Genomic DNA, 25,165 nt, shown 5'->3' on the forward strand with positions numbered 1-25,165 from the left:
CGTGGGGAGACGCCGCCAAATAGGGGTGACTGATGTGACTGTCGATCAGAACCTATCCTCCCGTATCAATTTGATGCGCATATTGTTGATCTCGGGGATCGTGTTCGTGCATGTGCCGCACGATGCCGAAACGAGCCCATTTCTCGGCCTCTACGGGTTCTTTGACTGGCTGCGGGTTTTCCTGGGCGATGCGCTGTTCCGCATCGGCGTCCCCTGTCTCAGCGCGATATCCGGTTACCTGCTGTTTCGTCGCGGCATGAGCGGTTTCGATTATCCGGCAACGATCCGTTCCAAGTCTAAAACCGTGCTTTTACCCTTCCTGCTGTGGAATGGTGCGCTGTTTGCCGTTGTGCTGCTGGTGCAGTTGTTCGATGTCGGTGTGGGTTATTTCCCCGATCTCTGGAACGCCAGCCCGCGTGAAATCATCAGCCACGGAACGGCGCTCGAAGAGTTGCCGGTGAATGTGCCGCTGTATTTCCTGCGCGATCTCTTCGTCTGCATCCTGCTGTCGCCGGTGCTTGCCTTTCTGATGCGCCGTTTCGCGCTGCCAACACTGGCGATCCTGCTCATCATTACGGCGATGCCTGACCTGACAATCTTCATCGTCCAGAAAAAATCCATCCTCTTCAGCTTTTCGCTCGGCATTGCGCTCGCGCTGCACCGGGTCGATGTCAAGGCGCTCGATCCCTATGCCCTGCCGATCATGGCGCTGACCTTCGCCGCCTCCGCCATGCTGGCGACCGGCCTTTATTTCACCGGCCCGGAATTTACCTTCTGGCTCAACATGTCGCGCAATCTGCTCGCCGTCTTCGGCGCGCTCGGTTTCTGGGTCTCTTCCTCGATCCTCATCCGCAGCCGGCTTGGCCAACGGCTTGCCGACACCGGCAGCCTGAGCTTCTGGATATTCTGTGCCCATTACCCGTTGCTTGTCATCATGTGGATGGTTTGGAACAAGGGTGGCCCGGACTTCTATCCCGCCTTCTATATCAGCGCGACGCTTTCCGCCTTCGTCATTCTGGTGATCAGCAACGCCCAGACCCGCAAATACCTGCCGGCCATCTATGGCGTGCTGACGGGAAGCCGTAACGGCAAACGCAGGACGAAAGCCGATGTTGCGAACAAACGGAATTCCATCATCGGCCCGCCCACATCCGAAACGCTTTATTCGCAACGACAGAGGTGAACCAATGACAACATTTGTCACCCGCGTTCAGACACGCATTTTTCTTGCCGCAGCCCTCTCGATCACGGCTTTCGCAGCACCGATCCACGCGCAGGAAGGCAATGGCATGTCCTTCATCGAGAACTTCGACCAGATGGACAGAAGCTTCTGGTATGTTTCCGACGGCTGGAACAACGGCGCACATCAGAATTGCACTTGGTCGAAGAAGCTGGCGACGGTCGAAAACGGCCAGCTGACGCTCGGTTTCGAGGAGGCCAAGGCCGGCGAGCGCAACTTTGCCTGCGGAGAAATCCAGACCAAGGGGCGTTATCGTTACGGCACCTATGAGGCCCGCATGAAGGCCGCTACCGGCTCGGGCCTGAACTCCGCCTTCTTCACCTATATCGGCCCGACAGACAAGAAACCGCACGATGAAATCGACTTCGAGGTGCTGGGAAAGAATACCGGCAAGGTGCAGCTCAACCAGTATATTGCCGCCAAGGGCGGCAATGAGAAGCTGGTGCCGGTGGAAGGCGGAGCCGATGCCGGTTTTAACGACTACGCTTTCGTCTGGGAGCCGCAACGCCTGCGTTATTACGTCAATGGCAAGCTCGTCCATGAAGTGACGGACGAGACGAAAATCCCGCAAAACGCCCAGAAGATTTTCTTCAGCCTGTGGGGAACGGACACGCTGAAGGACTGGATGGGCAAGTTTTCTTATACCGGCGCAACCCAGATGATCGTCGACCGTTTCGCTTTCACGGCGCTCGGCGACAAGTGCCAGTTCCCGGAATCCATCGCCTGCGCCCTCAACTAACCGATTTTAAAAACCGGAACCCCGTATGACCCATGTTCTTTATCTCGCGCATGATCTGTCGGACCCCGCCATTCGCCGGCGGGTGCTGACCCTACTTGCGGGCGGGGCGCGGGTCACGCTGGCGGGTTTCCGGCGCGGGCAGAACCGGCTGGCGGAGATCGAGGGTGTCGTTCCCGTTGTGCTCGGGGAAACCGCCGACGGACAGTTTCTGCAGCGCATGGCGGCGGTTGCGAAAGCCAGCCTCTCTCTGGGCAAGACATTGGGCGGCATTCCGGCCCCTGACGTCATTCTCGCCAGAAACCTCGAAATGCTGGCGCTGGCAAAGCGGGCCATGTCGATCTATTTCGGCGAGCCGGCGCTGGTTTACGAATGTCTCGACATTCACCGCCTGCTTCTCAACAAGGGCAAGCCCGGTCAGATGCTGAATGCAGCGCAGCGTTATTTCGCCCGCGACGCTAAGCTGCTGGTGACGAGTTCTCCGGCCTTCGTGGAGCATTATTTCAAGCCCGTCTCCGGCCTTAACCTTCCCGTCCTTCTGCAGGAAAACAAGGTGCTGGCGCTCGACGCCACCTTTGCCGCCACGCCGCAACCGCGCGCACCGGCCCCCGGAGAGCCTTGGAAAATCGGCTGGTTCGGCGCACTTCGCTGCCGCAAATCGCTCGAAATCCTTGCCGACTTTGCCCGTCGCATGGAAGGCAGGGTCGAGATCATCCTGCGCGGCCGGCCGGCCTATTCTGAATTTGCCGATTTCGACGGTTTCGTGGCTGCCGCCCCGCATGTGCATTTCCACGGGCCATACAAAAACCCCGAGGATCTTGCCGCCATCTACAACGAGGTGCAGTTCACCTGGGCGATCGACTTTTTTGAGGAGGGCCAGAATTCGAGCTGGCTGCTGCCCAACCGGCTTTATGAGGGCTGCCTTTACGGCACGCTGCCGATTGCGCTTGCCGGCACGGAAACCGCCCGTTTCATCGAAAAACGCGACATCGGCTTTGTCCTGTCACATGCACGCCCGGACGATCTCGCCGCCCTGTTCGGCCAAATGACGCCGCAAACCTATGCGGGCGCCTTCAACACCCTCTCGGCAATCAACAGGAAACAATGGCTGACGGACCGCGACGATTGCCGTCAGCTGGTGCAGCACTTGTCCTCGCTTTCCAAATCCGCTTCCGGCCATGCCCGTGAAGCGCAGTTTTCACCCGTGTAGTGCGTAGGGGGCAAATCATGGAAGGTCTTGGTCATTCCGGCATCAGAACGCTGATCGTCATTCCCTGCCTCAATGAGGCAAAGACGATCGAGGGGCTGCTTGTCAAATTCACCGGCGCGATGCAGGGGCGTCTTTTCCGCATCGTCGTTGCCGATGGCGGCAGCACGGATGGAACCCGCAATATCGTTTCCGCCTTCGCAGCGACGGATGACCGCGTCACGCTGCTTGCCAATCCGAAGCGCATTCAGAGCGCCGGCATCAACCTTGCCGTTGCGACCTTTGGCGAGGATTTTGACTACCTCATTCGCATCGACGCCCATGGCGATTATCCCGATGATTATTGCCAGCGGCTGATCGAGGATGCCGATCGTACCGGCGCGGATTCCGTCGTCGTCGCCATGGATACGGTCGCCACGGCCTGTTTCAGAAGGCGACGGCCATCGCCCAGAATTCCAAGCTCGGCAATGGCGGTTCCAAGCACCGCGAAGGTGCCAAGGGTCACTGGATCGATCACGGCCACCACGCCTTGATGCGGATTGCCGCCTTCGATGCGGTCGGCGGTTATGACGAGAGCTTCAGCCATAACGAGGATGCCGAGCTTGATTTCCGGCTGCGCAAATCCGGTTTTCGCATCTGGATGACCGACAAGACCCGCATGACCTATTATCCGCGCGCCAGCGTCATGCCGCTCTTCAGGCAATATCTCGCCTATGGTCGCGGCCGCGCGAAGAACCTGTTGAAACATCGCTCGATCCCGAAGATCCGCCAGATGATTCCGCTCGCCGTGCTGCCGGTCTTCGTGCTTGCATTGCTGTCGCTCGTGCATTGGGCGGCGCTTATTCCGCTCGGCCTCTGGATCGCCGCATGTGTGGGTTATGGCTTGTGGATGGCAATAGGTCAGAAAAACCCATACGGCCCCCTCGCCGCCTTCTCGGCGATGGTGATGCATCTGGCCTGGTCCACCGGCTTCTGGCTGGAACTCCTGAAATTCCGGGGAAGAAAGGCTGTCTCATGACCGACAACACCGTCACCCTCCCGCATGATTCGAAAACCGTCGATATCGGCATCTGCACCTACAGACGCCCGGCGCTGGTTGCCACACTTCTGTCACTCTTCGAGCTGGACGTGCCGGAAGGCGTGAAAATTCGCTTGATCGTCGCCGATAATGACGAGCAGCCGAGTGCCAAGGCGAGCGTCGATCGCCTGCGCGAAACCGCCCCCTTCGAGATTACCTATGTGCATTGCCCGAAATCGAATATTTCGATTGCCCGCAATGCCTGCTTGTCAGAATGCAAGGCGGATTACCTCGCCTTCATCGATGATGACGAAACCGCCCCGCCACATTGGCTCACCGCCCTTCTCGAAAAGGCCGAAGAAACCGGTGCGGAAACCGTTCTAGGCCCCGTGACGGCGGTGTACCGGGACAATGCCCCGGGCTGGATGAAACGCGGTGATTTCCACTCGACCGTTCCAGTCTGGGTGAATGGCGAGATCATCACCGGTTATACCTGCAACACGCTTCTCAAGATGGAAGCGCCCGCGGTGAAGGGCCGGCGCTTCGCCTTGGCGCTCGGCCAGAGCGGCGGCGAGGACACGCATTTCTTCTCGCATCTTCACGCCGCCGGCGGCCGCATCGTCTTTGCGGAAGATGCCGTGCTATCGGAGCCGGTTCCGGAAAATCGCGCAAGCTTCATGTGGCTTGCAAAGCGCCGCTTCCGTTCCGGCCAGACCCATGGCCGTGTGCTGGCCGAGAAAAAGCCCGGTGCACGCCGCGTGGTGCAAGTGCTGAGGGCCGGTTCGAAGGCGCTTTATTGCGCCGTCTTTGCCGCGCTGAACGGTTTCAACGCCGTACGCCGCAATCGTTATGCGCTGCGTGGCGCGTTGCATATGGGCTCAATGAGCGGCGCCTTCGGCGTGCGTGAAATCCGCCAATATGGTGCAGTGGAGGCGACCTGATGGAAAATCTTGCCTCGCCACCCGATATCAGCTTCGTCATCGCCGCCTATAATGCCGCCGATACGATCGAAGCCGCCGTTCAAAGCGCGCTCGACCAGCGGGGTGTAACGCTGGAGGTGATCGTCGTGGATGACCGTTCCGCTGACGATACCATCCCGTTCGTGGAGGCGATTGCCGCCATCGATTCCCGTGTCCGCCTGCTTGCACTCGAAGAAAATCGTGGTCCGGGCGGTGCGCGCAATGCCGGCATCGAAGCCGCGACCGGACGCTGGATTGCCGTGCTTGATTCCGACGATGTCATCCGCCCGGAGCGCTCCGCCTGCATGATGTGCCGGGCCGAAGCCGCCAATGCCGCCGTCGCGGTCGACAATCTCGATGTCGTCTACACCGACGGCAGGCCGATGGAGACGATGTTTCCCGAAGAATTTCTGGAGGAACGAGCGGTTCTCACGCTTGAGGACTTCATTTCCTCCAACATCCTGTTCCGCTCCACCTTCAACTTCGGCTATATGAAACCGATGTTCCGGCGCGACTTCCTCAATAACGAGGGACTGCGTTTCCGCGAGGATATCCGCATCGGCGAGGATTATATCCTGCTCGCCTCAGCGCTTGCGGCCGGCGGTCTCTGCGTCATCGAACCGAAGCCGGGTTATATCTACAATATCCGCGAAGGCTCGATTTCGCGTGTGCTCGAACTTCATCACGTCGAGGCAATGATGCGGGCGGATCAGGAGTTCCTGAGCCATTACACATTGCTGCCCGCCGCCATGGATGCGCAGCAGGCGAGAGCCCGCAGCCTGCAGCTGGCGCATAATTTTTTGACATTGGTGGAAAACATCAAGCGCCGCTCGGTACTCGGCGCCTTGAAGACCACGATCAGGGATCCCGCCGTGCTGGGGCATTTAAGAATGCCCATTGCAGTGCGGCTGAGGAGGCTGCGGGACGCGATGTTTGCGCCTGCGGCAAAAATACAGGGGTGAGAAGGCAGATTTCGTGAAATTTGCGCGCGGACGACCTCTGCGCGGGGACTGGGGACAGATCAAACCTTGATGAAGGAGAACACGATGGACCTGAACAGAACTGTCAGAAAAGCCGTCATTCCGGTAGCCGGCAACGGCACGCGGTTTTTGCCCGCCACCAAGGCGATGCCAAAGGAAATGCTGACGATCGTTGACCGGCCGGTCGTGCAATATGCTGTCGATGAGGCCATGCAGGCCGGCATTGAACACATTATTTTTGTGACCAGCCGCAACAAGACCGCCATCGAGGACTATTTCGACAGCGCACCCGAACTCATTAACACGCTCACCCGCTCCGGTAAGACCGTGCAGGTGCTGCAGCTGGAAAAGATGCTGCCGGTTGCCGGCACCGTCAGCTACACCCGCCAGCAGGTGCCGCTCGGTCTGGGCCACGCCGTCTGGTGCGCGCGTGAACTGGTGGGCAAGGAACCTTTCGCCCTGCTTCTGCCTGATATGGTGTCCTATGGTGCGCGCGGCTGCATTGCCGGACTGATGGAGCTTTACGACGAAGTCGGCGGCAATATTCTCGGTGTCGAGGAATGCCTGCCGGAAGAAGTCTCATTCTATGGCGTCGTCGGCGTCGGCCAAAAGGTCAATCACGGCTTTTCCGTCACTGAAATGGTCGAGAAGCCGGAACCGTCCAAGGCGCCTTCGAATTATTACCTGAATGGCCGTTATATCCTGCAGCCGGAAATCTTCGATATTCTCGCCAGGCAGGAACGCGGCGCGGGCAATGAGATTCAGTTGACCGATGGCATGAAGCGACTTGCTGAAAAGCAGCCGTTCCACGCGCAGAAATATTCGGGTCGCACCTTTGATTGCGGCAGCAAGCAGGGCTTCATCGCCGCCAACGTCGCCTTCTCGCTGATGCGTTCGGATATGGAGGCCCAGGTCCTCGCTTCGGTGAAGGAACTGATTGCAAACCACGAAAGCCGCGTCCAGGCGGCCTGACGTTCATCGCGCCACCGGGGAGGCGGCCGGCGCACCGATAACGGGAGGCGGGAAGGCGAGCGATGCTCGGCTTCCCGCGTACCATTTTTAATTCACAAGGTAGGTCCATGCACCACAAGACCTTTAAATCCAATATTGGTTTTCCGGAATCCGGCAAGGATTCCGACACGTTCATCGACCTCGACCGCCTGTGGGCCGCCGTGGTGCGTCGTGCCAATGTCATTGCTGCCTCCGTCATTGCCGCCGTCGTTCTCGCCGGCCTCTATCTGGTGCTTGCAACTCCCGTCTACACCGCCATGACGCAGGTGCTCCTGGATGAAAGCCTGTCCCGCTATGCGGAAGAGGAATCGCCGGTGCCGGCCGCCCAGATCGTCGATAACCGCATCGCCAGCGCCGTGGAAATCCTCAAATCCAAGGAAATGGCGCTGACCGTGGTCGACAAGGCCAAGCTCGACGAGAACGACACCATCGTCAATCCGCCGATGTCGCCGGTCGAACTCGTCAAATCTTCCGTGCGCGGCATCCTCGATCTCGTCCTGCCGGGCGATCCACCGGTCTCCGAGGCCGCGATCCGCGCCGGACGCCGCGAAAAGGCGGCCGCCGTGCTGCAGCAGTCGCTGGCGGTGGAACGTGTCGGCCGCAGCTCGGTCATCGCCATCTCAACCCGCTCGACCGACCGGCAACTCGCCGCGCAGATCGCCAAGACCTATGCGCAGGCCTACCTTACCGAACAGCTGAACGCCAATTTCGACGCCAGCGAGCGCGCCTCCGTATGGTTGCAGGAGCGCATGACCGACCTCAACCAGCGCGCCCAGGCGGCGGAGCTCGCAGTCCAGAAGTTCCGGTCCGACAACAATATCGTGTCCTCACGCGGCGAACTCATGTCGGAAAGCCAGCTTGCCGATCTTAACGGCCAACTGATTGCTGCGCAGGCGGATGCCGCCACGGCATCTGCCCGCTACAGCCAGTATAAATCGATTATCGACCGTGGACCGGAAACGGCTGTAGACAATGCCGTTGTCTCGGCCCGTGATACCGACAATTCGGTCATTCAGGATTTGCGCAAGCGCTACATCACCATTTCCGACCGGCAGCGCGGCATCGTCCAGCAATTCGGCGCTGACCACCCGCAGGCGACCGCACTCGACGCCGAGAAAAAAGAGTTGTCGCAGCAAATCTTCCAGGAATTGCAGCAGCTGACCGGCAGCTTCAAGAACGAGTTTGATGTTGCCAATTCTCGCGTTCAGTCGCTGCGGGACAATATCGACAAGGTCGCTGGCCGCAATTCCGAAGCCAATATCACCATGGTGCAGTTGCGCGAACTCGAGCAGCGGGCAACGGCGTTGCGCACCCTCTACCAATCCTATCTCGGTCGTTTCGAGGAGGCTTCGCAGAAACAGTCGCTGCCGATCGCCAAGGCCCGCATCATTTCCGAAGCCGGTCTGCCGACATCACCTTCCAGCCCGAAAAAGACCATGACCATGGCGCTTTCGGTCATCCTCGGCCTAATGCTGGGTGGCGGTATCGCCGCACTTCTGGAATTTCGTGATCGCTTCTTCCACACCGGCAACGATGTGCGAGACAATCTGCGCATGCGTTTCCTGGGCTACCTGCCCTTCATCGGCGAAAGAGGCGTGGAAAATGCCAAAACCGGCAATAGCGCCGCCACCCCCGGGGGCGAGAACGCTACGCTTGACGAAAGCGGGCAGGTCTCCTTCCAGAAAATGCTGCGCCTTGCCGTCGACAGCCCGCGCTCCAGTTTCGCCGAAACGCTGCGCAACGTGAAGCTGACGGCGGATGTCGTCATTCAGGAACGCCAGTGCCGGGTTATCGGCGTCATTTCCTGCCTGCCGAACGAAGGCAAGTCGGTCGTGGCACTTAACCTCGCCGGGCTGATCGCCTCGACAGGCAAACGCACGCTTGTCGTGGACGCCGATATCCGCAATCCCGGCCTCAGCCGCATGCTGACGACACGCCAATCCGCCGGCCTCGTCGAAGTCGTGCTCGACGAAGTTCCGTGGACGCAGGCGGTGAAGGTGGATACGCGCACCAAGATGGGTATCCTGCCGGTTTCCACCAGCAACCAGTTCGCCCATTCGAGTGAATTGCTCTCCTCCTCCGGCATGCGCAAATTCATCGATTCTGCTCGCGAAGCCTGCGATTACATCATCGTTGACCTTGCGCCTGTCGTTCCCGTGATCGACGCCAAAGCTTTTGCGCCGCAGGTGGACGGCTTCGTCTTCGTGACCGAATGGGGCAAAACGCCGATCCAGATGGTGCAGAACCTGATGGCCAATGAACCGCAGATCGCCAACAAGACGCTTGGCATCGTGCTCAACAAGACCGACATGACGGAATTGCAGCGTTATGCCGGCCCCGGCGGTTCGGAGCATTATCACGAGAAATTCTCGGCCTATTACGGCGACGCAAAGCCGCCCGTGAAGGAAGATGCCTGATCATGAAACGGCCCGGTGAAAACCGGGCCTTTTTTCTGCTAGGGTACGATCGACAAACCGATGGCATTGCCCGGCGAAATGCGCATTGATGGCGTAACGCCAAATCGCAAGCAGGACCAATCTCATGCCATCACCCATCGCGTTTGTTTCGCGGATGAATGCGGAAACGGAAGCCGTCTGGAAACAGGCGCTGTGCGCCGCCATGCCGGAAGAAGACATCCTTTCCTTTTCCGAATTGAGCGCGGAACAGAAAAGCCGGGTGGATTTCGCCATCGTCGCCAATCCCGATCCCGCCGATATTGCCGCACTTCCGGGCCTCACATGGATTCACAGCCTGTGGGCGGGTGTCGAGCGGCTGGTGCTGGAACTGGGTGAGAAAGCTCCGCCCATCGTTCGATTGAAGGACCCCGAGCTTTCCCGCGTGATGGCGGAAGCCGTGCTGGCATGGACCTATTATCTGCAGCGCGACATGCCGGCCTATCGCAAGAACCAAGAAAAGGCGCTCTGGCAGGAGCTGGACTATCGTCACCCCGGCGAGATGACCATCGGCCTGCTCGGCCTTGGGGCGCTCGGAACGGCGGCAGCGGAGCGCCTCACCCATGCCGGTTTCAACGTCAGTGGCTGGAGCCGTTCGGAGAAGGCAATTGCGGGTGTGGAAACACTGACCGGCGATGACGGGCTGCAAACATTGCTCGAAAAAAGCGACATTCTCGTCTGCCTCGTGCCGCTCACCGATGCGACGCGCGGGCTTCTCGACGCCGGACGTCTCGCCGTGATGAAACAGGGGGCCGCACTCATCAATTTCGCCCGTGGCGCCGTCATTGTCGCCGATGACCTGCTCTCTGCTCTCGATTCCGGCCGGATTTCGCACGCCGTTCTCGATGTCTTCGAACAGGAGCCGCTGCCCACGGCTTCGTCCTTCTGGCGGCACCCGAAAGTCACCGTCCTGCCGCATATTTCCGCGCCGACAAGCCGGGAGAGTTCGGCCCGCATCGTGGCGGGGAACGTCCGCATCTGGCGGGAGACCGGCAGGCTACCGGACACGGTCGACATGATCCGCGGTTACTGAGCCGGCGACAAGACGGCGGGCGGCCTATTCCGCCCCCGTCGCCTTTGCCGTATGAGCCCGTTCGACGGCCGCGACGATCTGCTGCTCGTCATAGGGCTTGGTCAGCAGCACCGCGCTTTCGGGCGCCCCTTCCGGCAGATGGCTGTCACCCGTCGCAAACACGATTGCAAGCCCCGGCTTGCGGCGCAGGGCCTCCGCCGCCAGTTCGCCGCCCTTCATGTCGGGCAGGCCGAGATCGGTAACGAGAACGTCTATCGGGTCCGCCTCGATCACCTCCAGCGCCTGCGCGGCATTTCCCGCCTCGACGACGGCAAAACCGCTATCCGACAGCATTTCCGTCGAATTCATCCGGATCAACTCATCGTCCTCGACCAGCAGCACGCGGATAGACCTGTTTTCGCCGTCAACCGCGCTCGCGGTTTGGGAAGGTTTGGAATAACCGTTCATGGCCGCCGGTTGTGCTCTCGAGAGCGATACCTGCTTGCGATTGGCGATCACATGGCGAAGGCGCCGTGCCAGTGCTTCGCGTGTATAGGGCTTGGAAAGAAGTTCCACCCCGGCATCCAGCTTGCCGCCGTGCACGATGGAGTTTTCCGTGTAACCGGAGGTGAAGAGAACGGCGAGATTGGGCAGCCGCTCCTGCGCGCGGCGCGCCATTTCCCGGCTTTTCAAAGACCCGGGCATCACCACGTCGGTGAAGATGACATCGATCGGAATGCCGCTTTCCACCACCGTCAGGCCGGCCTGCGCATCACGGGCGGTCAGCACCCGGTAACCGAGGTCACCAAGCGTCTCAACGACGGTGTTGCGCACCTCCTCGTCATCCTCCACCACGAGAATGGTTTCCGTTCCGCCCTCGACGGGACCGGTCGGCATCACCACTTCCCTGTCCTCATCGGCAGCGGAGCGCGGCAGATACATCTTCACCGTCGTGCCCTGCCCCACCTCGCTATAGATGTTGACGTGGCCGCTCGATTGTTTCGCGAAACCATAGACCATCGAAAGACCGAGACCGGTGCCCTTGCCCTCCGGTTTTGTCGAGAAGAACGGTTCGAAGACCTTTTCGAGGATCTCCGGCGACATGCCCGATCCCGTATCGGTGACAGCGAGCATCACATATTGCCCCGCCGAAACCTCGGAATGCTTGCGGGCATAATCACGATCGAGAACCGCATTGCCAACTTCGATGGTCAGCTTGCCGTGCCCCTCCATGGCGTCGCGCGCATTGATGGCGAGGTTGAGCAGCGCATTCTCCACCTGGTTGGGATCGGCATAGGTGTTCCAGAGACCACCTGACGTAATGACCTCCACCTCTATCCCCTCGCCGAGCGAACGGCGCAAAAGATCATCCATGCCGGTCACGAAACGGGCGATATTAATGACGCGCGGCTCCAGCGCCTGTCGGCGGCCGAAGGCCAGCAGCTGGCTGGCGAGCTTTGCACCACGATGGACACCGGCAAGCGCATTTTCCAGCCGCCTTTCGGCGCGTTCATTGCCGATCACATCCTTAGACAGCAATTGCAGATTGCCCGCGATCACCTGCAGAAGATTGTTGAAATCATGCGCCACGCCGCCCGTCAGCTGGCCGATGGATTCCATCTTCTGCGCCTGCTGCAACGCCTTTTCGGTCTGGCGGCGCTCCGCCATTTCCATCTCGACACGCGCTTCCAGGCCTTCGTTCAATTGCCGAAGCTGCTCTTCCGCCCGGATGCGGTGACGAATCTCACGCTCAAGATTGCTGGCATGTTCCTTGAGGGTGTCTTCCGACTGCCGTTGCTCGGTAATATCCGTGTGAACCCCGACCCATTCGGCAATGGCGCCGTCCTTGTCGAAAATCGGCACGCCGCGGATCGAAAAAGTGCGGTAGACGCCGTCATGGCGGCGCACCCGATGTTCCCAGAGGTAGGTCGACTTTTCCGCGACCGCCCTGTTCCAGCTGTCAACAGACCCCTGCCTGTCTTCCGGGTGAACCGCGTCCGCCCAGCCAAAATCCTGATATTCTTCAGGGGTTTGTCCGGTCATGGCGGTCCAGGCGGGCTGCTCGCCCCGCATCCTGCCATCGGCGCTGTTGGTCCACAACACGCCATGCACCGCCTCCACCGCTGCGCGGAAACGGTTGTTGCTGATGAGGATTTCCTGCTCCGAGCGCTTGCGTTCCTCGATGTCGATGATCAGCACATAGATGCCATCGATGGAGCCATCCGAAATATAGCGCGGCACATAGCTGATTTCGGCGGCGCGCAGGCTGCCGTCCGGCCTGCGGATCACCGTGTCGGAAACGATCTTCTCACCAGCAAGCGCCCGGTCGAGATAGGTCCTGCGGGCTTCGAAAAACGCCGCGCCGACGATGTCGGGCACGCTGCGGCCGATCACCTCCTCGGCACGTCGTCCGAACCATTCCAGATAGCCGTCATTGGCGAATCTATAGACGTAGTCACGATCGACATATCCGACCAGAATAGGCAGGGCATTCGTCAGCCGGCTAAGCTCCATGCGGCTCTGCTCAAGCGCCTCCAGCGCCCTCACCTTATCGGTATTTTCAAGCACGGTGCATAAAACGCCGTCCACCGTGCCGCCCTCGTTATAGATCGGCGTGTAGAACAGATCGAAGATCACCTCTTCCGGCACGCCATGTCGCATGAGCGTCATTGGCTGGTCGCGATAGGCCATCACCTCGCCGCGGAAACCGGCTTCCAGGATGCGGCTGTTCCAGTCCCATATTTCCGGCCAGATGCCGGGCACTGTTCCGCCAAGTGCCCGCGGGTGATAATTGCCGGCGATCTCGGCATAACCGTCATTGTAGATCATCACATGATCGCTCCCCCACATCAGCACCTGCGGAATAGGAGAGTTGACGACGGAATTGGCCTTCTGCCTCAGATTTTGCGGCCAGTCGCAAATAGGACCGAGCGATGTCTTCGACCAGTCGAAGCGGCGCACAAGCTCACCCGTTTCACCGCCACCGATCGGCCATACCGGGGCAGCACGAAGATTGGTCATTCAACATCACCACAAATCGAGAGGAAACCTCCCGTAATACACGACGAGAGAAAAGTCCAAGAAAACAGAAACTTCCGCTTATTGTTCCAGAGGTTTTTCAAAAAATCGAAAAAGTTCCACCGCGTCACAAATTTCGTGTCGCAACCGCTAAAGAACGTGAAAATTCAGAGCCTTCGCACCGAAAATTTCACTAATAAAACCCTTCACAAGCGGCTTTGCTTGACGATTGCCATCCTCAATACGCCAGAAACTGCCGCAAACGGAATGGCCACAAAGGAATTATTAAGCCTCAATAAGGGTGCTGGCGGTCGCGGTGCCGTCAGCGCCCGGGTCTTCGCCACACCGCGACCAGAGGGAACAAAAATGAAAATACTTTTGGGTGCCACAATTCTTTCTGCCGGCTTCGCCTTTTCAGGCGGCGCGGCCTATGCCGCCGACTGCGGAAACGTGACGATCGCCAGCATGAACTGGCAATCCGCCGAAGTCGCCGCCAATCTCGATAAGTTCATTCTTGAAAAAGGCTATGGTTGCTCCGCCGAAATCGTGACCGGCGACACCGTGCCGACATTGACCTCCATGGCCGAAAAAGGCCAGCCGGATATCGCCCCCGAGGCCTGGGTCAGCCTGCAGCCGGAAATCGTCAAGCACGGACTGGAAGGCGGCAAGGTCGTCGCGGCCGCCAAGATCCTGTCGGACGGCGCCGTCCAGGGCTGGTGGATTCCGAAATATCTCGCCGATGCCAATCCCGATCTCAAGACCATTCCTGACCTTTTCAAACACCCCGAACTGTTCCCCGCGCCGGAAGACAAGTCCAAGGGCGCCGTGTTCAACGGCCCGCAGGGCTGGGGCGGCACTGTTGTCACCGCACAGCTCTTCAAGGCTTTCGGCGGTGAAAAGGCGGGCTTCACCCTGGTCGATACAGGCTCGGCCGCAGGCCTCGACGGTTCCATCGCCAAGGCTTACGAAGCCAAGCAGCCATGGGTCGGTTATTATTGGGCCCCCACGTCGTTGCTCGGCAAGTATGAGATGGTGAAGCTCGGTTTCGGCACCGAATATGATTCGGCCGAATGGAAACGCTGCACCTCGGTTGCCGATTGTCCGGACCCGAAGCCAAACGCATGGCAAGTGGATGACGTGCAGACGCTCGTCAGCAAGAGCTTTGCCGACCGTGCCGGCCCGGCCATGGACTATCTCAACAAGCGCGCCTGGACCAACGCCACCGTCAACAAGTTGATCGCCTGGATGACCGACAACCAGGCAACCGGTGAAGACGGCGCCAAGCAATTCCTGAAGGAAAACGAAGCCCTTTGGAAGGGCTGGGTCTCTCCTGAAGTTGCGGAAAAGGTCAAGGCCGCCCTTTAAAAGCGCGTCCTCACATATCTGCCCGGCGACCGGCGTTCGTCAATGGCGACGCCGCGCCGCATCCGCTCCGGAATGCCTGACGGCTTCCGGGCGATGATGCGCCGGTTCAACAGAGTGTTCCGCCCTGTGTCCTCAAGGACGCGCGGCGCTCTGGCGATTTTACTCCCGGAGTACGGAGGATATAGATCCCCGCCTCCGGTTCTTCATGGAGAACAGGATATGGAATGGCTTTTCAAATTTCCGACCATGAATGACGATGCTCTGCGCGCGCTGAAAAAAGTCATCGACGAGGGATTCCGGGGCTTCACCCGAACCTATGGCGGCGCGATTGAGGGGCTGTTCACCCCCCTGCAGAGCTTTCTCATCTGGGCGGAAAGGCTTTTGATCGGCGCACCCTGGCCGGTCGTTATTCTTATTGTCGGCGCGCTCGCCTGGTTTGCCAGCCGCAGCGCTACCATCGTTTCACTGTGTTGCGGCATTCTCTTCGCCATCGGCTGGTTCGGCATGTGGGAAGACACGATGAAGACGGTCTCGATGATCTTCGTCTGCGCGGTCATGTCCATCGTCATCGGATTGCCGATCGGCATCGCCATGGCGCGATCGAACCGCCTGCAGAACGTGGTTAATCCCGTCCTCGACGTGATGCAGACGATGCCGAGCTTCGTTTATCTCATTCCCGTCGTCATGCTGTTGGGCATCGGCCGCGTGCCTGGCGTCATCGCCGTCATCATCTACGCCATTCCGCCCATGATCCGGCTGACCAATCTCGGTATCCGCATGGTCGACCACGACGTGCTGGAGGCGGCCGACGCTTTCGGATCCTCGAAGCGCCAGAAACTGTTCAAGGTGCAGCTGCCGCTCGCACTCCCCACCATCATGGCCGGTATCAACCAGACCATCATGATGGCCCTCGCCATGGTCGTCATCGCCTCCATGATCGGCGTGCAGGGTCTTGGCCAGCCGGTGCTGAAGGCCATCGCCAACCAGTATTTCACGCTCGGCGTGTTCAACGGGCTTGCCATCGTCGGCATCGCCATCATCTTCGACCGCATCAGCCAGGCCTATGGCCTTCGTCTGCAAAAACACCGGGAAGTGGCGCATGGCTAGTCAATCGATCGAAATTCGCAGCCTCTACAAGATTTTCGGCTCCAAGGCGGCAAATCATGTCGAAGCCGTGAAGGCCGGCATGTCCAAGGCTGAGCTCAACACCACGCATGGCCATGTGCTTGGCCTGCGTGACATCAACATCACCATGCCGGGCGGGCAGATCACCGTGATCATGGGCCTTTCCGGCTCGGGCAAATCGACGCTGATCCGCCACGTCAATCGGCTGATTGACCCGACCGCTGGCGAAATCCTCTATGGCGGCACCGATGTCTGTCGCCTCAACGAAGCGGATCTTCTGGAATTTCGCCGCCACAAGACGGCGATGGTATTCCAGAAATTCGGCCTGCTGCCGCATCGCAACGTGCTGCAGAATGTCGTCTACGGCCTTGAGGTGCAGGGTATCGACAAACGCGAACGCGAGGAGCGGGCCGAAGTCTGGATCAGGCGCGTGGGGCTCGAGGGTTTTTCCAACCATTATCCCAACCAGCTTTCCGGCGGCATGCAGCAGCGTGTCGGCCTCGCCCGCGCGCTCACCAACAATGCCGAAATCCTGTTGATGGACGAGGCCTATTCCGCACTCGATCCACTGATCCGTGTCGACATGCAGACGGTGCTGCTGGAATTGCAGAAGGAGTTGAAGAAGACCGTGGTCTTCATCACCCACGATCTCGACGAGGCGCTGCGGCTTGGCGACAAGATCGCCATCCTGCGTGACGGCGAGATCATCCAGCAGGGCACGGCCGCCGAGATCGTGATGTCACCAGCCGACAGCTATATCGAGGCCTTCGTGGAAGAGGTCAATCGCGGCAGGGTCATTCGCCTCGGCGCCATCGTGCAGCCGGAATTTTCCGGCCAGTCCCGCCTTCAGCTCGACGCGGATATGACGGTCGAGGAAGGCCTGCGGGCGCTCGTGCGGGAAAATGTCAGCAGCGCCACGGTCGCAGGAGAAAATGGCAAGGTGCTCGGCACTGTCACCACCGACGCCATCATGCACTGCCTCGTCAGGACCGCGCGTGGCGAGGAAGGCGGCATGGCGGAACGGCTGTCAGGCTGAACTTTCAAGCCACCCGGCCAAACCCTTCGCCGCCGCCTTGCCGGTGGCGAAACAGGCGGTCAGGAGATAACCGCCGGTTGGTGCCTCCCAGTCCAGCATTTCCCCGGCAACGAATATGCCGGGGATGCTTTCCAGCATGTAGTTCTCGTCAACACCGCTCCACGCGACGCCGCCCGCTGCCGAAATCGCCTCGGCAATCGGCCGCGGCCGCAGGAGCGGTATCTCCAGGTGTTTCAGTCTCGCTGCGACGAAACCATCCGGCATGGCCGCAATATCAGGGAAGATTTCCCGCAGCAGCCCGACCTTGACGGCGGAGAGACCGGCGGCCTTACGCATGCGGTTTGCGAAACTCTCCTTCCGGCCGAGCTTTTCCAGATCGCGGCAGAGCCGTTCCACCGTGCGTCCGGGCGCAAGATCAACCGCGAGCGCCGCGCCGCCTGCCTGTTCCAGCCGGTCGCGCAGTGCGGCGGAATGGGCATAGACCACGCTGCCCTCGATGCCATGTTTCGTGATCACGAACTCGCCCTGAAAGGCTCCGGCCGGAGAAATCGTCACCGTGGATTTGACGGCCTCGCCAGCAAAACGCTCCCGGAAAATATCGCTCCAATCGACGTCGAAACCGCAATTGGCGGGGCGGAACGGGGAAACTCCCACACCCTTCTGCGCCAGCACTGGCACCCACGCGGCATCGGAGCCGAGCCGTGGCCAGCTCGCGCCGCCGAGTGCCAGCAACACGCCATCGGCCTTGATGGTGACTTCGCCGTCAGGCGTTGCAAACACCAGCTGGTCGCCGGAAAAACCCGTCCAGCGATGTCGTGTCCGGATGGTGACGCCCTGCGCTTCCAGTCGCGCAAGCCAGGCGCGCAACAGCGGCGACGCCTTCATCACCCTGGGAAACACCCGGCCGGAGGTGCCGACGAAGGTTTCCTGCCCCAGCCGCTCAGCCCAGTCGCGCAGCATCTCAGGCGTGAAATTATCAAGGGCGGCGCGCAGTCTCGGTTCCGCCTCGCCAAAACGGTGGCGGAAACTGTCGTAATCTTCGGCATGAGTGATGTTGAGACCGGATTTTCCGGCCATCAGTAATTTGCGCGCCACGGTCGGCATAGCCTCGAACACCGTCACGGCATGGCCCGCGGCCGAGAGCATCTCGGCTGCCATCAGCCCCGCCGGCCCGCCGCCGATAATCGCGACCTGCCTCGCCTCGCTCAAAACCCTCTCCTTAGCCATCTTTGCCATTGAGAGCCTTATACCGATTTCCGGGTGCGAATATATGCGATATTGAACGCGGATGTTCACGCTCGACCGCCCCGTTACCTTTTCGCAGGATATCAAAAAAAGCCGCTTCATCGCCTTTGCCGCACCGGTAACCGGCGAGGAGGATGCGAAGAACTTTCTGGCAGTGCATTCGGACCCCGATGCCAACCATAATTGCTGGGCCTGGCGAACGGGTCAGACATATCGTTTCAGCGACGATGGCGAGCCTTCCGGCACGGCGGGAAAACCGATCCTTCAGGCGATAGACGGTCAGGCGCTGGATAATGTCGCGGTTCTCGTCATCCGCTGGTTCGGCGGCATCCTGCTCGGCAGCGGCGGGCTGATGCGCGCCTATGGCGGCACGGCGGCGGCCTGCCTCCGGCTCGGCGAGACTTCACCCGTCATCGCCTATGTCAGCGCGACCTTGAGCTGCCCCTTTTCCGATCTGGCGCTGGTGAAATCGCGGCTCTCTGCCACGCCGAACCTGCGGCTGGAGAGAGAGGAATTCACCGGCACCGGCGCGGATATGCTGCTCTCCGTTCCGGCCGAAGAAGCCGAACGGCTGACCCGGCTTCTGAGCGACCTGACCAGCGGGCGCGTCAATCTGCATATTCCGGACTAGCGCATTTTCCAGCGACTGTCCGAATGCGCAATTCGTGCTAAGGAAGCGATATGTCACTTAAGCTTTCCAACCCCATCTACTATCCGCCGCTCGACCCCTGGCTCACCATCGTGCACCGCGATGACGACCTGCTGGTTCTGGACAAGCCGAGCGGGCTTCTGTCCGTGCCGGGGCGCGATCCGGCGCTTTCCGACAGCCTGATGACGCGGGTGCAGAAGCAGTTTCCGAAAGCGCTGATGATCAACCGGCTGGACAAGGACACGTCAGGCATCGTGCTGATGTCGCTCAACCGCAAGGCGCATGCGGCAATCGCAGCCCAGTTCGAGAAGCGTGAAACGCGCAAATCCTATGTGGCCATCGTCTGGGGCACGGTGGCGGGCGAAGAAGGCGAAGTGGACCTGCCGCTGGCGATCGACCCCGACAACAAGCCCCGCCACCGGGTGGACCATGAAAATGGCAAGCCGGCGCAAAGCCTTTGGCGCGTCCTGGAGCGATTGCCGCTTCCCGCGACGAGGCTGGCGCTTACGCCCCTTACCGGCCGCACCCACCAATTGCGTGTGCATATGAAGGCGCTAGGCCACCCCATTCTCGGCGATGAATTTTATGCCGAAGGTGAAGCACTTACCGCCGCGCCGCGCCTGATGCTGCATGCGCAAGAGGTTGGCTTCCGCCATCCGGATGGCCGTGACGTCACCTATACCGTGCCCTGCCCGTTCTGAGGTCGCAGATGAAGGAACAAAACGAAAGTTTCGTGGTGGATTTTGTTGGCGGTGCGGTTGGCCACCGTTTCCGCTCCGGCGAAGGGCGCGGACAGGCCCTGCCGAAAGCCGCCGGTTTCACTAAAGGCCGCACGCCGAAAATCGTCGATGCAACGGCCGGGCTGGGGCGGGATGCCTTCCTGCTCGCATCGTTGGGAGCCGAGGTCACCCTTATCGAACGTTCGCCTGGCATGCATGCTCATCTCGCTGATGGTATCAGCCGCGCCCTGGAAGCGGGCGGCGCCTATGCCGAGGCGGCGTCGCGCATGACGCTGCTGCAGGGTGATTCCCGTCAATTGCTGAAAGAGCTTTCACCCGAGGTGGTGGTCATCGACCCCATGCATCCGCCCCGCCACAATACGGCGCTGGTGAAAAAAGAAATGCGGGTGCTGAGGGAACTAGTGGGCTCCGATCCGGATCAGGTGGAGCTGATGGAGGTGGCGCTTGCCCATGCAACAAAGCGGGTGGTGCTGAAATGGCCGCTGCGCGCCGATCCGATGCCGGGCATTCGCAAGCCCTCACACCAGATCATCGGCAAGAATACGCGCTATGATGTCTTCATGATCTTCGGGAACTCTCTCGACCAGCAGGAATGATCAGCGGAAGTTTGGCCTGCGCTGTGCATTCATCAAAAGCTCGTGCCGCGAAGCGAACTCGCCAAACAGCTTTCTGAGCCTGACTTCCTCGGCCTTGTCCAGCCGGTAACGGCGGCAGAATTCCGCGACGTTGAGGATCGGCTTCGGTCTGTTTCCGTCTATCGTCTTGTTGTCGATGATCTGCATGGCACCCTCCGTATAACAGAGTCCAAACGTCGCCCACGCCTCGCGGTTCCCTATGAATTCGCATGGATGAGAAAAGAGCGTGGCGTCTGCACACGCAATGATCAAGTTTTCTTGAAACTCTCGAAGGAAACGAAATTCTCACCAAATGGTTTCCTGCGTGACCTTAACGATGGAAGGGAGACCCATGTTCCACAAAAACCGATTTCTGAGTTCGACGATCCTGTGCGCGCTGCTCGCCGTGCCGCTTGCCGGCGCCGCCCACGCCCAGACCGCTCCGGCTGCCGAAACCAAACGGCCGAATGCGCCGGATCAGAAACCGGCTTTTGAGGGCCAGACCCGGGCGCCGCAGGCTGCCACCCAGCCAAACGTTGAAAAAACCGTTGTCGCCGAGGGCCTGCCACATCTGTGGTCCATGGAATTCCTGCCCGATGGCCGGATGATCGTCGCTGCCAAAGAGGGCGCCATGCATATCGTCGCCGACGGCAAGGCCAGCCCGGCGATAGAAGGCGTGCCTGAGGTCGCCTCAGACGGACAGGGCGGTCTTCTCGACATCGCGCTGGCGCCGGATTTCGAGACATCGCGCAAGATATTCTTCTCCTTCTCCGAACCGCGTGACGGCGGCAACGGCACCTCCGTGGCCTCCGCAAAATTGACCGAAGAGGGCGGCGCGGCGAAACTTGAAGATGTTGCAGTGATTTTCCGCCAGATGCCGACCTATGACGGCGACAAACATTTCGGCTCCCGCCTCGTTTTCGGTCCGAACAACGAGCTTTACGTCACCGTCGGTGAACGTTCGGACGCAAAGCCGCGCGTGCAGGCGCAGGATCTATCGAGCGGTCTCGGCAAGGTTTTCCGCATCGATACCGAAGGCAAGGCGCTTGAGGGCAACCCCTTTGCCGGTCAGCAGAATGCGCTTCCCGAAATCTGGAGTTACGGTCACCGCAACATGCAGGCGGCGGCACTGGATGGTCAGGACAGGCTCTGGACCGTAGAACATGGCCCCAAGGGCGGCGATGAGCTGAACCTGCCGAAAGCGGGACTGAATTATGGTTGGCCGGTCATCACCTATGGCGTCGAATATAGCGGCCGGTCCGTCGGTGAGGGTGCCACCGCCAAGGAAGGCATGGAGCAACCGGTCTATTATTGGGACCCGGTCATCGGCCCCTCCGGCATGGCCTATTATGACGGCGACCAGATTCCCGAATGGAAGGGCGCCTTCATTGTCGGTGGCCTGGTAAGTCAGGGTCTCGTTATCCTGCATATCGACGGCGACAAGGTCGCGACCGAAAGCCGCCTGCCGCTTGAAGCGCGTATCCGCGACGTCAAGATCGGGCCGGATGGCGCGGTCTACGCCGTGACGGAAGAGCGTGGTGGTGGAAACTCGCAGATTCTGCGGATCGCCAAGGCCGGTTGAGAAAACTCGTGATCGGAACGACAGGCTGCCGGAACGAAGGCGGCCTGTTTTTCGTTTGCCGCAGCGTGAAACCTGCCGGGAAAAACAATGCCACAACCGCCGACTCGCCTTCTTGCCAAAATCGGGCTTGCCTATGTCAATGACCAGGAGCCGGGGATTGCCCGTGAAAAGCGCGGGCGCGGTTTCTGTTACCGGCTACCGGGCGGCGATCTCCTCTCCGATAGCGTCGAACTGAAGCGTATCAAATCGCTCGGCGTGCCGCCCGCCTATAGAGACGTATGGATCTGCATCGACCCGGCGGGCCATCTACAGGCCACCGGCTTTGATGCGCGCGGGCGAAAACAATATCGCTATCATCCCGACTGGCATGCGCTCAGAGGTGAGACGAAATTCTTCCAGCTCAAGAGCTTCGGTAAGGCGCTGCCGGCCATACGTCGCCGCGCGATGGCGGATATTGGGAAGCAGGACCATGGGCAGGAGATGACGCTTGCGGCACTCACTCTCCTTCTTGACGCCGCCTATCTGCGCGTCGGCAATCGCTCCTATCTTGAAACCAACGGCACCTATGGCGCGACGACCCTGCTCAAGCGCCATGTGTCCTTCGGTGAAACCATCGAACTGCGTTTTGCCGCCAAGGGCGGGCAGAAAGTGAAACGGCAGTTGCGCCACCCGCGCCTTCAGAAAATCCTCGAGGAAATCGCCGACCTGCCCGGCAAGGAACTCTTTGTCTGGCAGGACAGCGAAAACCGGGTGCATTCCGTCGATTCCAGCGATCTCAACGCCTACCTCTCAGGCATTGGCGGTCAGGGCATTTCGGCCAAGACCTTCCGCACCTGGGGCGGAACGCTGGCGGCCTTTTGCAACGCGATGGAACACGTCGCGGCTGGTGAAAAACCGAGCATAAAGGGCATGTGCCAGGCCGCGGCATCAGAGCTTTCCAACACGCCCGCCATCTGCCGCAAGAGCTATGTGCACCCGGCCGTTCTCGATATCGCCACAGAAGAAAAAGCCCGGAAAAAACTCGGTCGCATCCTGAAGGTCGGTGCAAAACCCGTCTCCGGCCTCAGGGCCGATGAAAGACGGCTGCTGGCCTTCCTGCCTTAGAGCATTTCCAGTAAAAGTGCGTCGCGGTTTTACGTCCGGATAATGCGATAAAACAAAAAGATAGAGCACATCCGCCGCTTCCGTTTAGAGCGGATGTGTTCTAGCGGTCAGCGGCTTGTTGCCCACTCCGCCAGCTCTCGCTCCGCCCTTTCGAGAGCGCTGTAATTCAGGAGTTTGCGCAGGAAAGCCACGGTCACGGCGCGGGTTCGGAGATTATACCGCCCTTCCGCTTCGTCGTCGCCAGCCGCCTGATGCACGTTCAGTTTCTCGTAAAGGCTCTGCAACCGGTTCTGCACGCTGCGCAGCGACAGGTTGCGGCGGCGCGCAATCGCCTTGTCTGTGAGGCCCAGCGCGACATCCACGAGAATTTCATATTCGGAATCGGTAAAACCATGCGCCTTGCCGAGGCTCTTTTCCTGCAACCCGCGAACTTCCCGGTCGATCACGCATTGCGCCTCGATGAAGATGCTGCGCAGCGCCAGCCTCAGGCGGTCATCAGAGGCGGATTTCAGCACGTAACCATAGGCGGCCCCTTCCGGCACGATACGGGACACACCGCGCACATAGGCCTCATCCGAATAGTTCGACCAGAACAGGATGCGGGTGTCCGGCCGCTCCTTCCAGATGGTGCGCGCCGCCTCGATGCCGTTGCGCTCGTTCATCTGCAAATCCATGACGATGTGGGCTGCCCGGTTTTCCCTCGCGAGTTTTTCGCCGGTTCTGCCGTTGGCCGCCTCCAATACCTTGTCGCATTCCGGCAGGGCAGCTCTGACCGCCTCATTCAGATAGGCGCGGTGCAGCGCATCGTCCTCGACGATCAGCACGTCCATGTCACACATCCTCTCGATGATCGAAAGCGTCTTCTGGCAGGATCACGGTGATGCATGTACCCGCCCCGTTGCGATTGCCGCCGATATCGAATCTCGCCGAGATCAGCCGCGCCCGTGTCTTCATGTTGCCGATGCCGAGACCGCCGGAAGCAGCGCCATCACCGCCGCCATTGCCGTCATCACTGACTGTCACCCTGAGCCCGCCATCGACGGCGGTGAGGTTCACGGCAATGGTTTCCGGCTGGGCATGACGAATGGCGTTATTCACCGCCTCCTGCACGATGCGGAACAGCGAGATGGCCACCGTCTTGTCGAGCCTTTCCACCAGCCCGTCCGTCTCATCCGTTACAGACCACTCTATAACTGAGCCGCTGTCGCGCACGGAGCGGTCCACATAGGTCTCGATGGCCTCAACGACGCCGAACAATTGCAGGATCGAGGGTTTTGCCTCCTCGATGATTTCGCGCAGGTCCTGCATGCAATGCTGCAGGCTGCGCACCACCGGTTCCAGCATCTCGCCGGAAACATCGGCGGAATGGCTCATGCGCTCGATACGCCGCGCAAGCCGTGTCAGATCTGCCAGCGTCTGATCATGCAGGTCCATGCCGATGCGCTGCCGCTCGGCCTCCAGCGCCTCCGTCAATTGCAGCGCGCCGAGGCGCAGACCTTCTTCGCGGGCATTGGCGCGCGCCTCCTCGATGGCTGAGCGTTTGGCCTGTTCGGCGGCGCGGATGGCATAGAAATAGGGCGCCAGCATATCGGCGACCGCGCGGGCATTCGCCACATCCTCCATCGTATAGGCATTCGACTGGTGCGAGGAACAACTGAGCGCGCCGATAATGTCGCCATGCACCTTCATCGGCACATGCAGGCGGCTATGCAGATTAAGCTCGATGATGGGGCTCGAAAAAGCACCTTCGAAATGAAAGCGCGGATCGGAACAGGCATCACCGCTCAGCAGGTGTTCCACGGCGCCTGACAGCAACGAGCGGATCGGGCTTCCGGTCAGAAGGGCCGGCGGCTGCCGGCTCCAGGCGCTGACGAGCCCGCTCTCATAGGCAATGTGATATTTGTCATCCAACTGCTTGATGCAGACATCCATATGATCATGCGGGATGATATGGCTGATCTCGGTGGCGACAGCCTGAATGATGGCATTAAATTCCAGCTGCCCGGCGAGCAGCCGCGCAATACCCATATAGTGGTGGAAAAGAGCGCTTTTCGGCGTATCCAGCATGTGC

Annotated in this window: 21 protein-coding genes and 1 pseudogene; 17 read left to right on the top strand and 5 right to left on the bottom strand. The window is 60.1% G+C overall.

The annotated features are described in order from the left end of the window. The first annotated feature begins 34 nt into the window (after positions 1-34). The 9 genes and pseudogenes from GSF67_RS18390 to GSF67_RS18430 all read left to right on the top strand — a co-directional run bounded on the left by GSF67_RS18390 (position 35) and on the right by GSF67_RS18430 (position 10,637). Positions 35-1,183 (top strand): acyltransferase, encoded by a 1,149-nt coding sequence (locus GSF67_RS18390; RefSeq protein WP_010973532.1) that lies wholly within the window; start codon positions 35-37, stop codon positions 1,181-1,183. A 4-nt stretch (positions 1,184-1,187) separates the two neighbouring features. Then, positions 1,188-1,979, top strand: a complete 792-nt coding sequence (locus GSF67_RS18395; protein ID WP_006313759.1) for a glycoside hydrolase family 16 protein — start codon at positions 1,188-1,190, stop codon at positions 1,977-1,979. Between the two features lie 25 nt (positions 1,980-2,004). Further along, positions 2,005-3,186: a hypothetical protein gene (locus GSF67_RS18400; protein WP_006313758.1), complete on the top strand. Its 1,182-nt coding sequence runs from the start codon at positions 2,005-2,007 to the stop codon at positions 3,184-3,186. A 17-nt stretch (positions 3,187-3,203) separates the two neighbouring features. Then, positions 3,204-4,201 (top strand): annotated as a pseudogene (locus GSF67_RS18405) (glycosyltransferase family 2 protein). After that, on the top strand, positions 4,198-5,142 hold the full coding sequence (locus tag GSF67_RS18410) for a glycosyltransferase family 2 protein (protein WP_006313754.1): 945 nt from the start codon (positions 4,198-4,200) through the stop codon (positions 5,140-5,142). The pseudogene GSF67_RS18405 and the gene GSF67_RS18410 overlap by 4 nt, the downstream one beginning before the upstream one ends. Continuing rightward, entirely contained in the window at positions 5,142-6,122 is a 981-nt protein-coding gene (locus GSF67_RS18415; protein ID WP_006313753.1) for a glycosyltransferase family 2 protein, read from the top strand. Before GSF67_RS18410 ends, GSF67_RS18415 begins: the two co-directional genes overlap by 1 nt. Positions 6,123-6,206: 84 nt before the next feature. After that, positions 6,207-7,112: a UTP--glucose-1-phosphate uridylyltransferase gene (locus GSF67_RS18420; protein WP_176072063.1), complete on the top strand. Its 906-nt coding sequence runs from the start codon at positions 6,207-6,209 to the stop codon at positions 7,110-7,112. Between the two features lie 107 nt (positions 7,113-7,219). Further along, the gene (locus tag GSF67_RS18425) at positions 7,220-9,568 is read left to right on the top strand and encodes a polysaccharide biosynthesis tyrosine autokinase (protein WP_035215786.1); all 2,349 of its coding nucleotides are present in this window, start codon (positions 7,220-7,222) and stop codon (positions 9,566-9,568) included. Positions 9,569-9,692: 124 nt separating this feature from the next. Beyond that, positions 9,693-10,637, top strand: a complete 945-nt coding sequence (locus GSF67_RS18430; RefSeq protein ID WP_006313749.1) for a glyoxylate/hydroxypyruvate reductase A — start codon at positions 9,693-9,695, stop codon at positions 10,635-10,637. Between the two features lie 24 nt (positions 10,638-10,661). Here the strand turns inward: GSF67_RS18430 and GSF67_RS18435 are convergent, their stop codons facing one another. After that, the gene (locus tag GSF67_RS18435) at positions 10,662-13,637 is read right to left on the bottom strand and encodes a PAS domain-containing protein (RefSeq protein WP_006313748.1); all 2,976 of its coding nucleotides are present in this window, start codon (positions 13,635-13,637) and stop codon (positions 10,662-10,664) included. A 363-nt stretch (positions 13,638-14,000) separates the two neighbouring features. On the opposite strand from GSF67_RS18435, the gene GSF67_RS18440 reads away from it, so the two are divergent. From GSF67_RS18440 to GSF67_RS18450, 3 genes are all read left to right on the top strand, one after another. Continuing rightward, the gene (locus tag GSF67_RS18440; RefSeq protein WP_035215784.1) at positions 14,001-14,999 is read left to right on the top strand and encodes an ABC transporter substrate-binding protein; all 999 of its coding nucleotides are present in this window, start codon (positions 14,001-14,003) and stop codon (positions 14,997-14,999) included. A gap of 219 nt (positions 15,000-15,218) precedes the next feature. Continuing rightward, on the top strand, positions 15,219-16,106 hold the full coding sequence (locus tag GSF67_RS18445; RefSeq protein ID WP_006313746.1) for a proline/glycine betaine ABC transporter permease: 888 nt from the start codon (positions 15,219-15,221) through the stop codon (positions 16,104-16,106). Next, positions 16,099-17,160 (top strand): glycine betaine/L-proline ABC transporter ATP-binding protein, encoded by a 1,062-nt coding sequence (locus tag GSF67_RS18450; RefSeq protein ID WP_006313745.1) that lies wholly within the window; start codon positions 16,099-16,101, stop codon positions 17,158-17,160. Before GSF67_RS18445 ends, GSF67_RS18450 begins: the two co-directional genes overlap by 8 nt. On the opposite strand, the gene GSF67_RS18455 is transcribed toward GSF67_RS18450, so the two are convergent. Further along, complete coding sequence (locus GSF67_RS18455; protein ID WP_006313744.1) at positions 17,152-18,396, bottom strand: TIGR03862 family flavoprotein; 1,245 nt, start codon at positions 18,394-18,396, stop codon at positions 17,152-17,154. The two genes, GSF67_RS18450 and GSF67_RS18455, sit on opposite strands and share 9 nt — an antisense overlap. A gap of 52 nt (positions 18,397-18,448) precedes the next feature. Between GSF67_RS18455 and GSF67_RS18460 the strand changes: the two genes are divergently transcribed. From GSF67_RS18460 to GSF67_RS18470, 3 genes are read left to right on the top strand one after another with little or no spacing between them, the layout of a single operon-like run. Next, positions 18,449-19,036: a YigZ family protein gene (locus GSF67_RS18460; RefSeq protein ID WP_006313743.1), complete on the top strand. Its 588-nt coding sequence runs from the start codon at positions 18,449-18,451 to the stop codon at positions 19,034-19,036. Positions 19,037-19,086: 50 nt separating this feature from the next. Continuing rightward, a complete protein-coding gene (locus tag GSF67_RS18465) occupies positions 19,087-19,755 on the top strand; it encodes an RluA family pseudouridine synthase (protein WP_006313742.1) in 669 nt (222 codons plus the stop codon). 8 nt (positions 19,756-19,763) lie between these two features. Further along, positions 19,764-20,390, top strand: coding sequence for a class I SAM-dependent methyltransferase (locus GSF67_RS18470; RefSeq protein WP_006313741.1), 627 nt, complete (start codon positions 19,764-19,766; stop codon positions 20,388-20,390). Here the strand turns inward: GSF67_RS18470 and GSF67_RS18475 are convergent, their stop codons facing one another. Then, the gene (locus GSF67_RS18475; protein ID WP_006313740.1) at positions 20,391-20,576 is read right to left on the bottom strand and encodes a hypothetical protein; all 186 of its coding nucleotides are present in this window, start codon (positions 20,574-20,576) and stop codon (positions 20,391-20,393) included. Positions 20,577-20,760: 184 nt separating this feature from the next. On the opposite strand from GSF67_RS18475, the gene GSF67_RS18480 reads away from it, so the two are divergent. Then, positions 20,761-21,990 (top strand): PQQ-dependent sugar dehydrogenase, encoded by a 1,230-nt coding sequence (locus GSF67_RS18480; RefSeq protein WP_006313739.1) that lies wholly within the window; start codon positions 20,761-20,763, stop codon positions 21,988-21,990. An 87-nt stretch (positions 21,991-22,077) separates the two neighbouring features. Beyond that, entirely contained in the window at positions 22,078-23,094 is a 1,017-nt protein-coding gene (locus GSF67_RS18485) for a DNA topoisomerase IB (RefSeq protein ID WP_006313738.1), read from the top strand. A gap of 107 nt (positions 23,095-23,201) precedes the next feature. On the opposite strand, the gene GSF67_RS18490 is transcribed toward GSF67_RS18485, so the two are convergent. Then, positions 23,202-23,924, bottom strand: coding sequence for a response regulator transcription factor (locus GSF67_RS18490; RefSeq protein WP_006313737.1), 723 nt, complete (start codon positions 23,922-23,924; stop codon positions 23,202-23,204). Between the two features lies 1 nt (position 23,925). Continuing rightward, positions 23,926-25,161: a sensor histidine kinase gene (locus tag GSF67_RS18495; protein ID WP_006313736.1), complete on the bottom strand. Its 1,236-nt coding sequence runs from the start codon at positions 25,159-25,161 to the stop codon at positions 23,926-23,928. Positions 25,162-25,165: the final 4 nt, after the last annotated feature.

Source organism: Agrobacterium sp. CGMCC 11546 (assembly GCF_013365515.1).
Lineage (GTDB): Bacteria > Pseudomonadota > Alphaproteobacteria > Rhizobiales > Rhizobiaceae > Agrobacterium > Agrobacterium fabrum.

Excerpts from the sequence above, each read along its gene's own strand:
- GSF67_RS18395 (WP_006313759.1), top strand. The coding sequence starts at position 1,188 with ATGACAACATTTGTCACCCGCGTTCAGACACGCATTTTTCTTGCCGCA.
- GSF67_RS18400 (WP_006313758.1), top strand. The coding sequence starts at position 2,005 with ATGACCCATGTTCTTTATCTCGCGCATGATCTGTCGGACCCCGCCATT.
- GSF67_RS18410 (WP_006313754.1), top strand. The coding sequence starts at position 4,198 with ATGACCGACAACACCGTCACCCTCCCGCATGATTCGAAAACCGTCGAT.
- GSF67_RS18415 (WP_006313753.1), top strand. The coding sequence starts at position 5,142 with ATGGAAAATCTTGCCTCGCCACCCGATATCAGCTTCGTCATCGCCGCC.
- GSF67_RS18420 (WP_176072063.1), top strand. The coding sequence starts at position 6,207 with ATGGACCTGAACAGAACTGTCAGAAAAGCCGTCATTCCGGTAGCCGGC.
- GSF67_RS18425 (WP_035215786.1), top strand. The coding sequence starts at position 7,220 with ATGCACCACAAGACCTTTAAATCCAATATTGGTTTTCCGGAATCCGGC.
- GSF67_RS18430 (WP_006313749.1), top strand. The coding sequence starts at position 9,693 with ATGCCATCACCCATCGCGTTTGTTTCGCGGATGAATGCGGAAACGGAA.
- GSF67_RS18435 (WP_006313748.1), bottom strand. The coding sequence starts at position 13,637 with ATGACCAATCTTCGTGCTGCCCCGGTATGGCCGATCGGTGGCGGTGAA.
- GSF67_RS18440 (WP_035215784.1), top strand. The coding sequence starts at position 14,001 with ATGAAAATACTTTTGGGTGCCACAATTCTTTCTGCCGGCTTCGCCTTT.
- GSF67_RS18445 (WP_006313746.1), top strand. The coding sequence starts at position 15,219 with ATGGAATGGCTTTTCAAATTTCCGACCATGAATGACGATGCTCTGCGC.
- GSF67_RS18450 (WP_006313745.1), top strand. The coding sequence starts at position 16,099 with ATGGCTAGTCAATCGATCGAAATTCGCAGCCTCTACAAGATTTTCGGC.
- GSF67_RS18455 (WP_006313744.1), bottom strand. The coding sequence starts at position 18,396 with ATGGCAAAGATGGCTAAGGAGAGGGTTTTGAGCGAGGCGAGGCAGGTC.
- GSF67_RS18460 (WP_006313743.1), top strand. The coding sequence starts at position 18,449 with ATGTTCACGCTCGACCGCCCCGTTACCTTTTCGCAGGATATCAAAAAA.
- GSF67_RS18465 (WP_006313742.1), top strand. The coding sequence starts at position 19,087 with ATGTCACTTAAGCTTTCCAACCCCATCTACTATCCGCCGCTCGACCCC.
- GSF67_RS18470 (WP_006313741.1), top strand. The coding sequence starts at position 19,764 with ATGAAGGAACAAAACGAAAGTTTCGTGGTGGATTTTGTTGGCGGTGCG.
- GSF67_RS18475 (WP_006313740.1), bottom strand. The coding sequence starts at position 20,576 with ATGCAGATCATCGACAACAAGACGATAGACGGAAACAGACCGAAGCCG.
- GSF67_RS18480 (WP_006313739.1), top strand. The coding sequence starts at position 20,761 with ATGTTCCACAAAAACCGATTTCTGAGTTCGACGATCCTGTGCGCGCTG.
- GSF67_RS18485 (WP_006313738.1), top strand. The coding sequence starts at position 22,078 with ATGCCACAACCGCCGACTCGCCTTCTTGCCAAAATCGGGCTTGCCTAT.
- GSF67_RS18490 (WP_006313737.1), bottom strand. The coding sequence starts at position 23,924 with ATGGACGTGCTGATCGTCGAGGACGATGCGCTGCACCGCGCCTATCTG.
- GSF67_RS18495 (WP_006313736.1), bottom strand. The coding sequence starts at position 25,161 with ATGCTGGATACGCCGAAAAGCGCTCTTTTCCACCACTATATGGGTATT.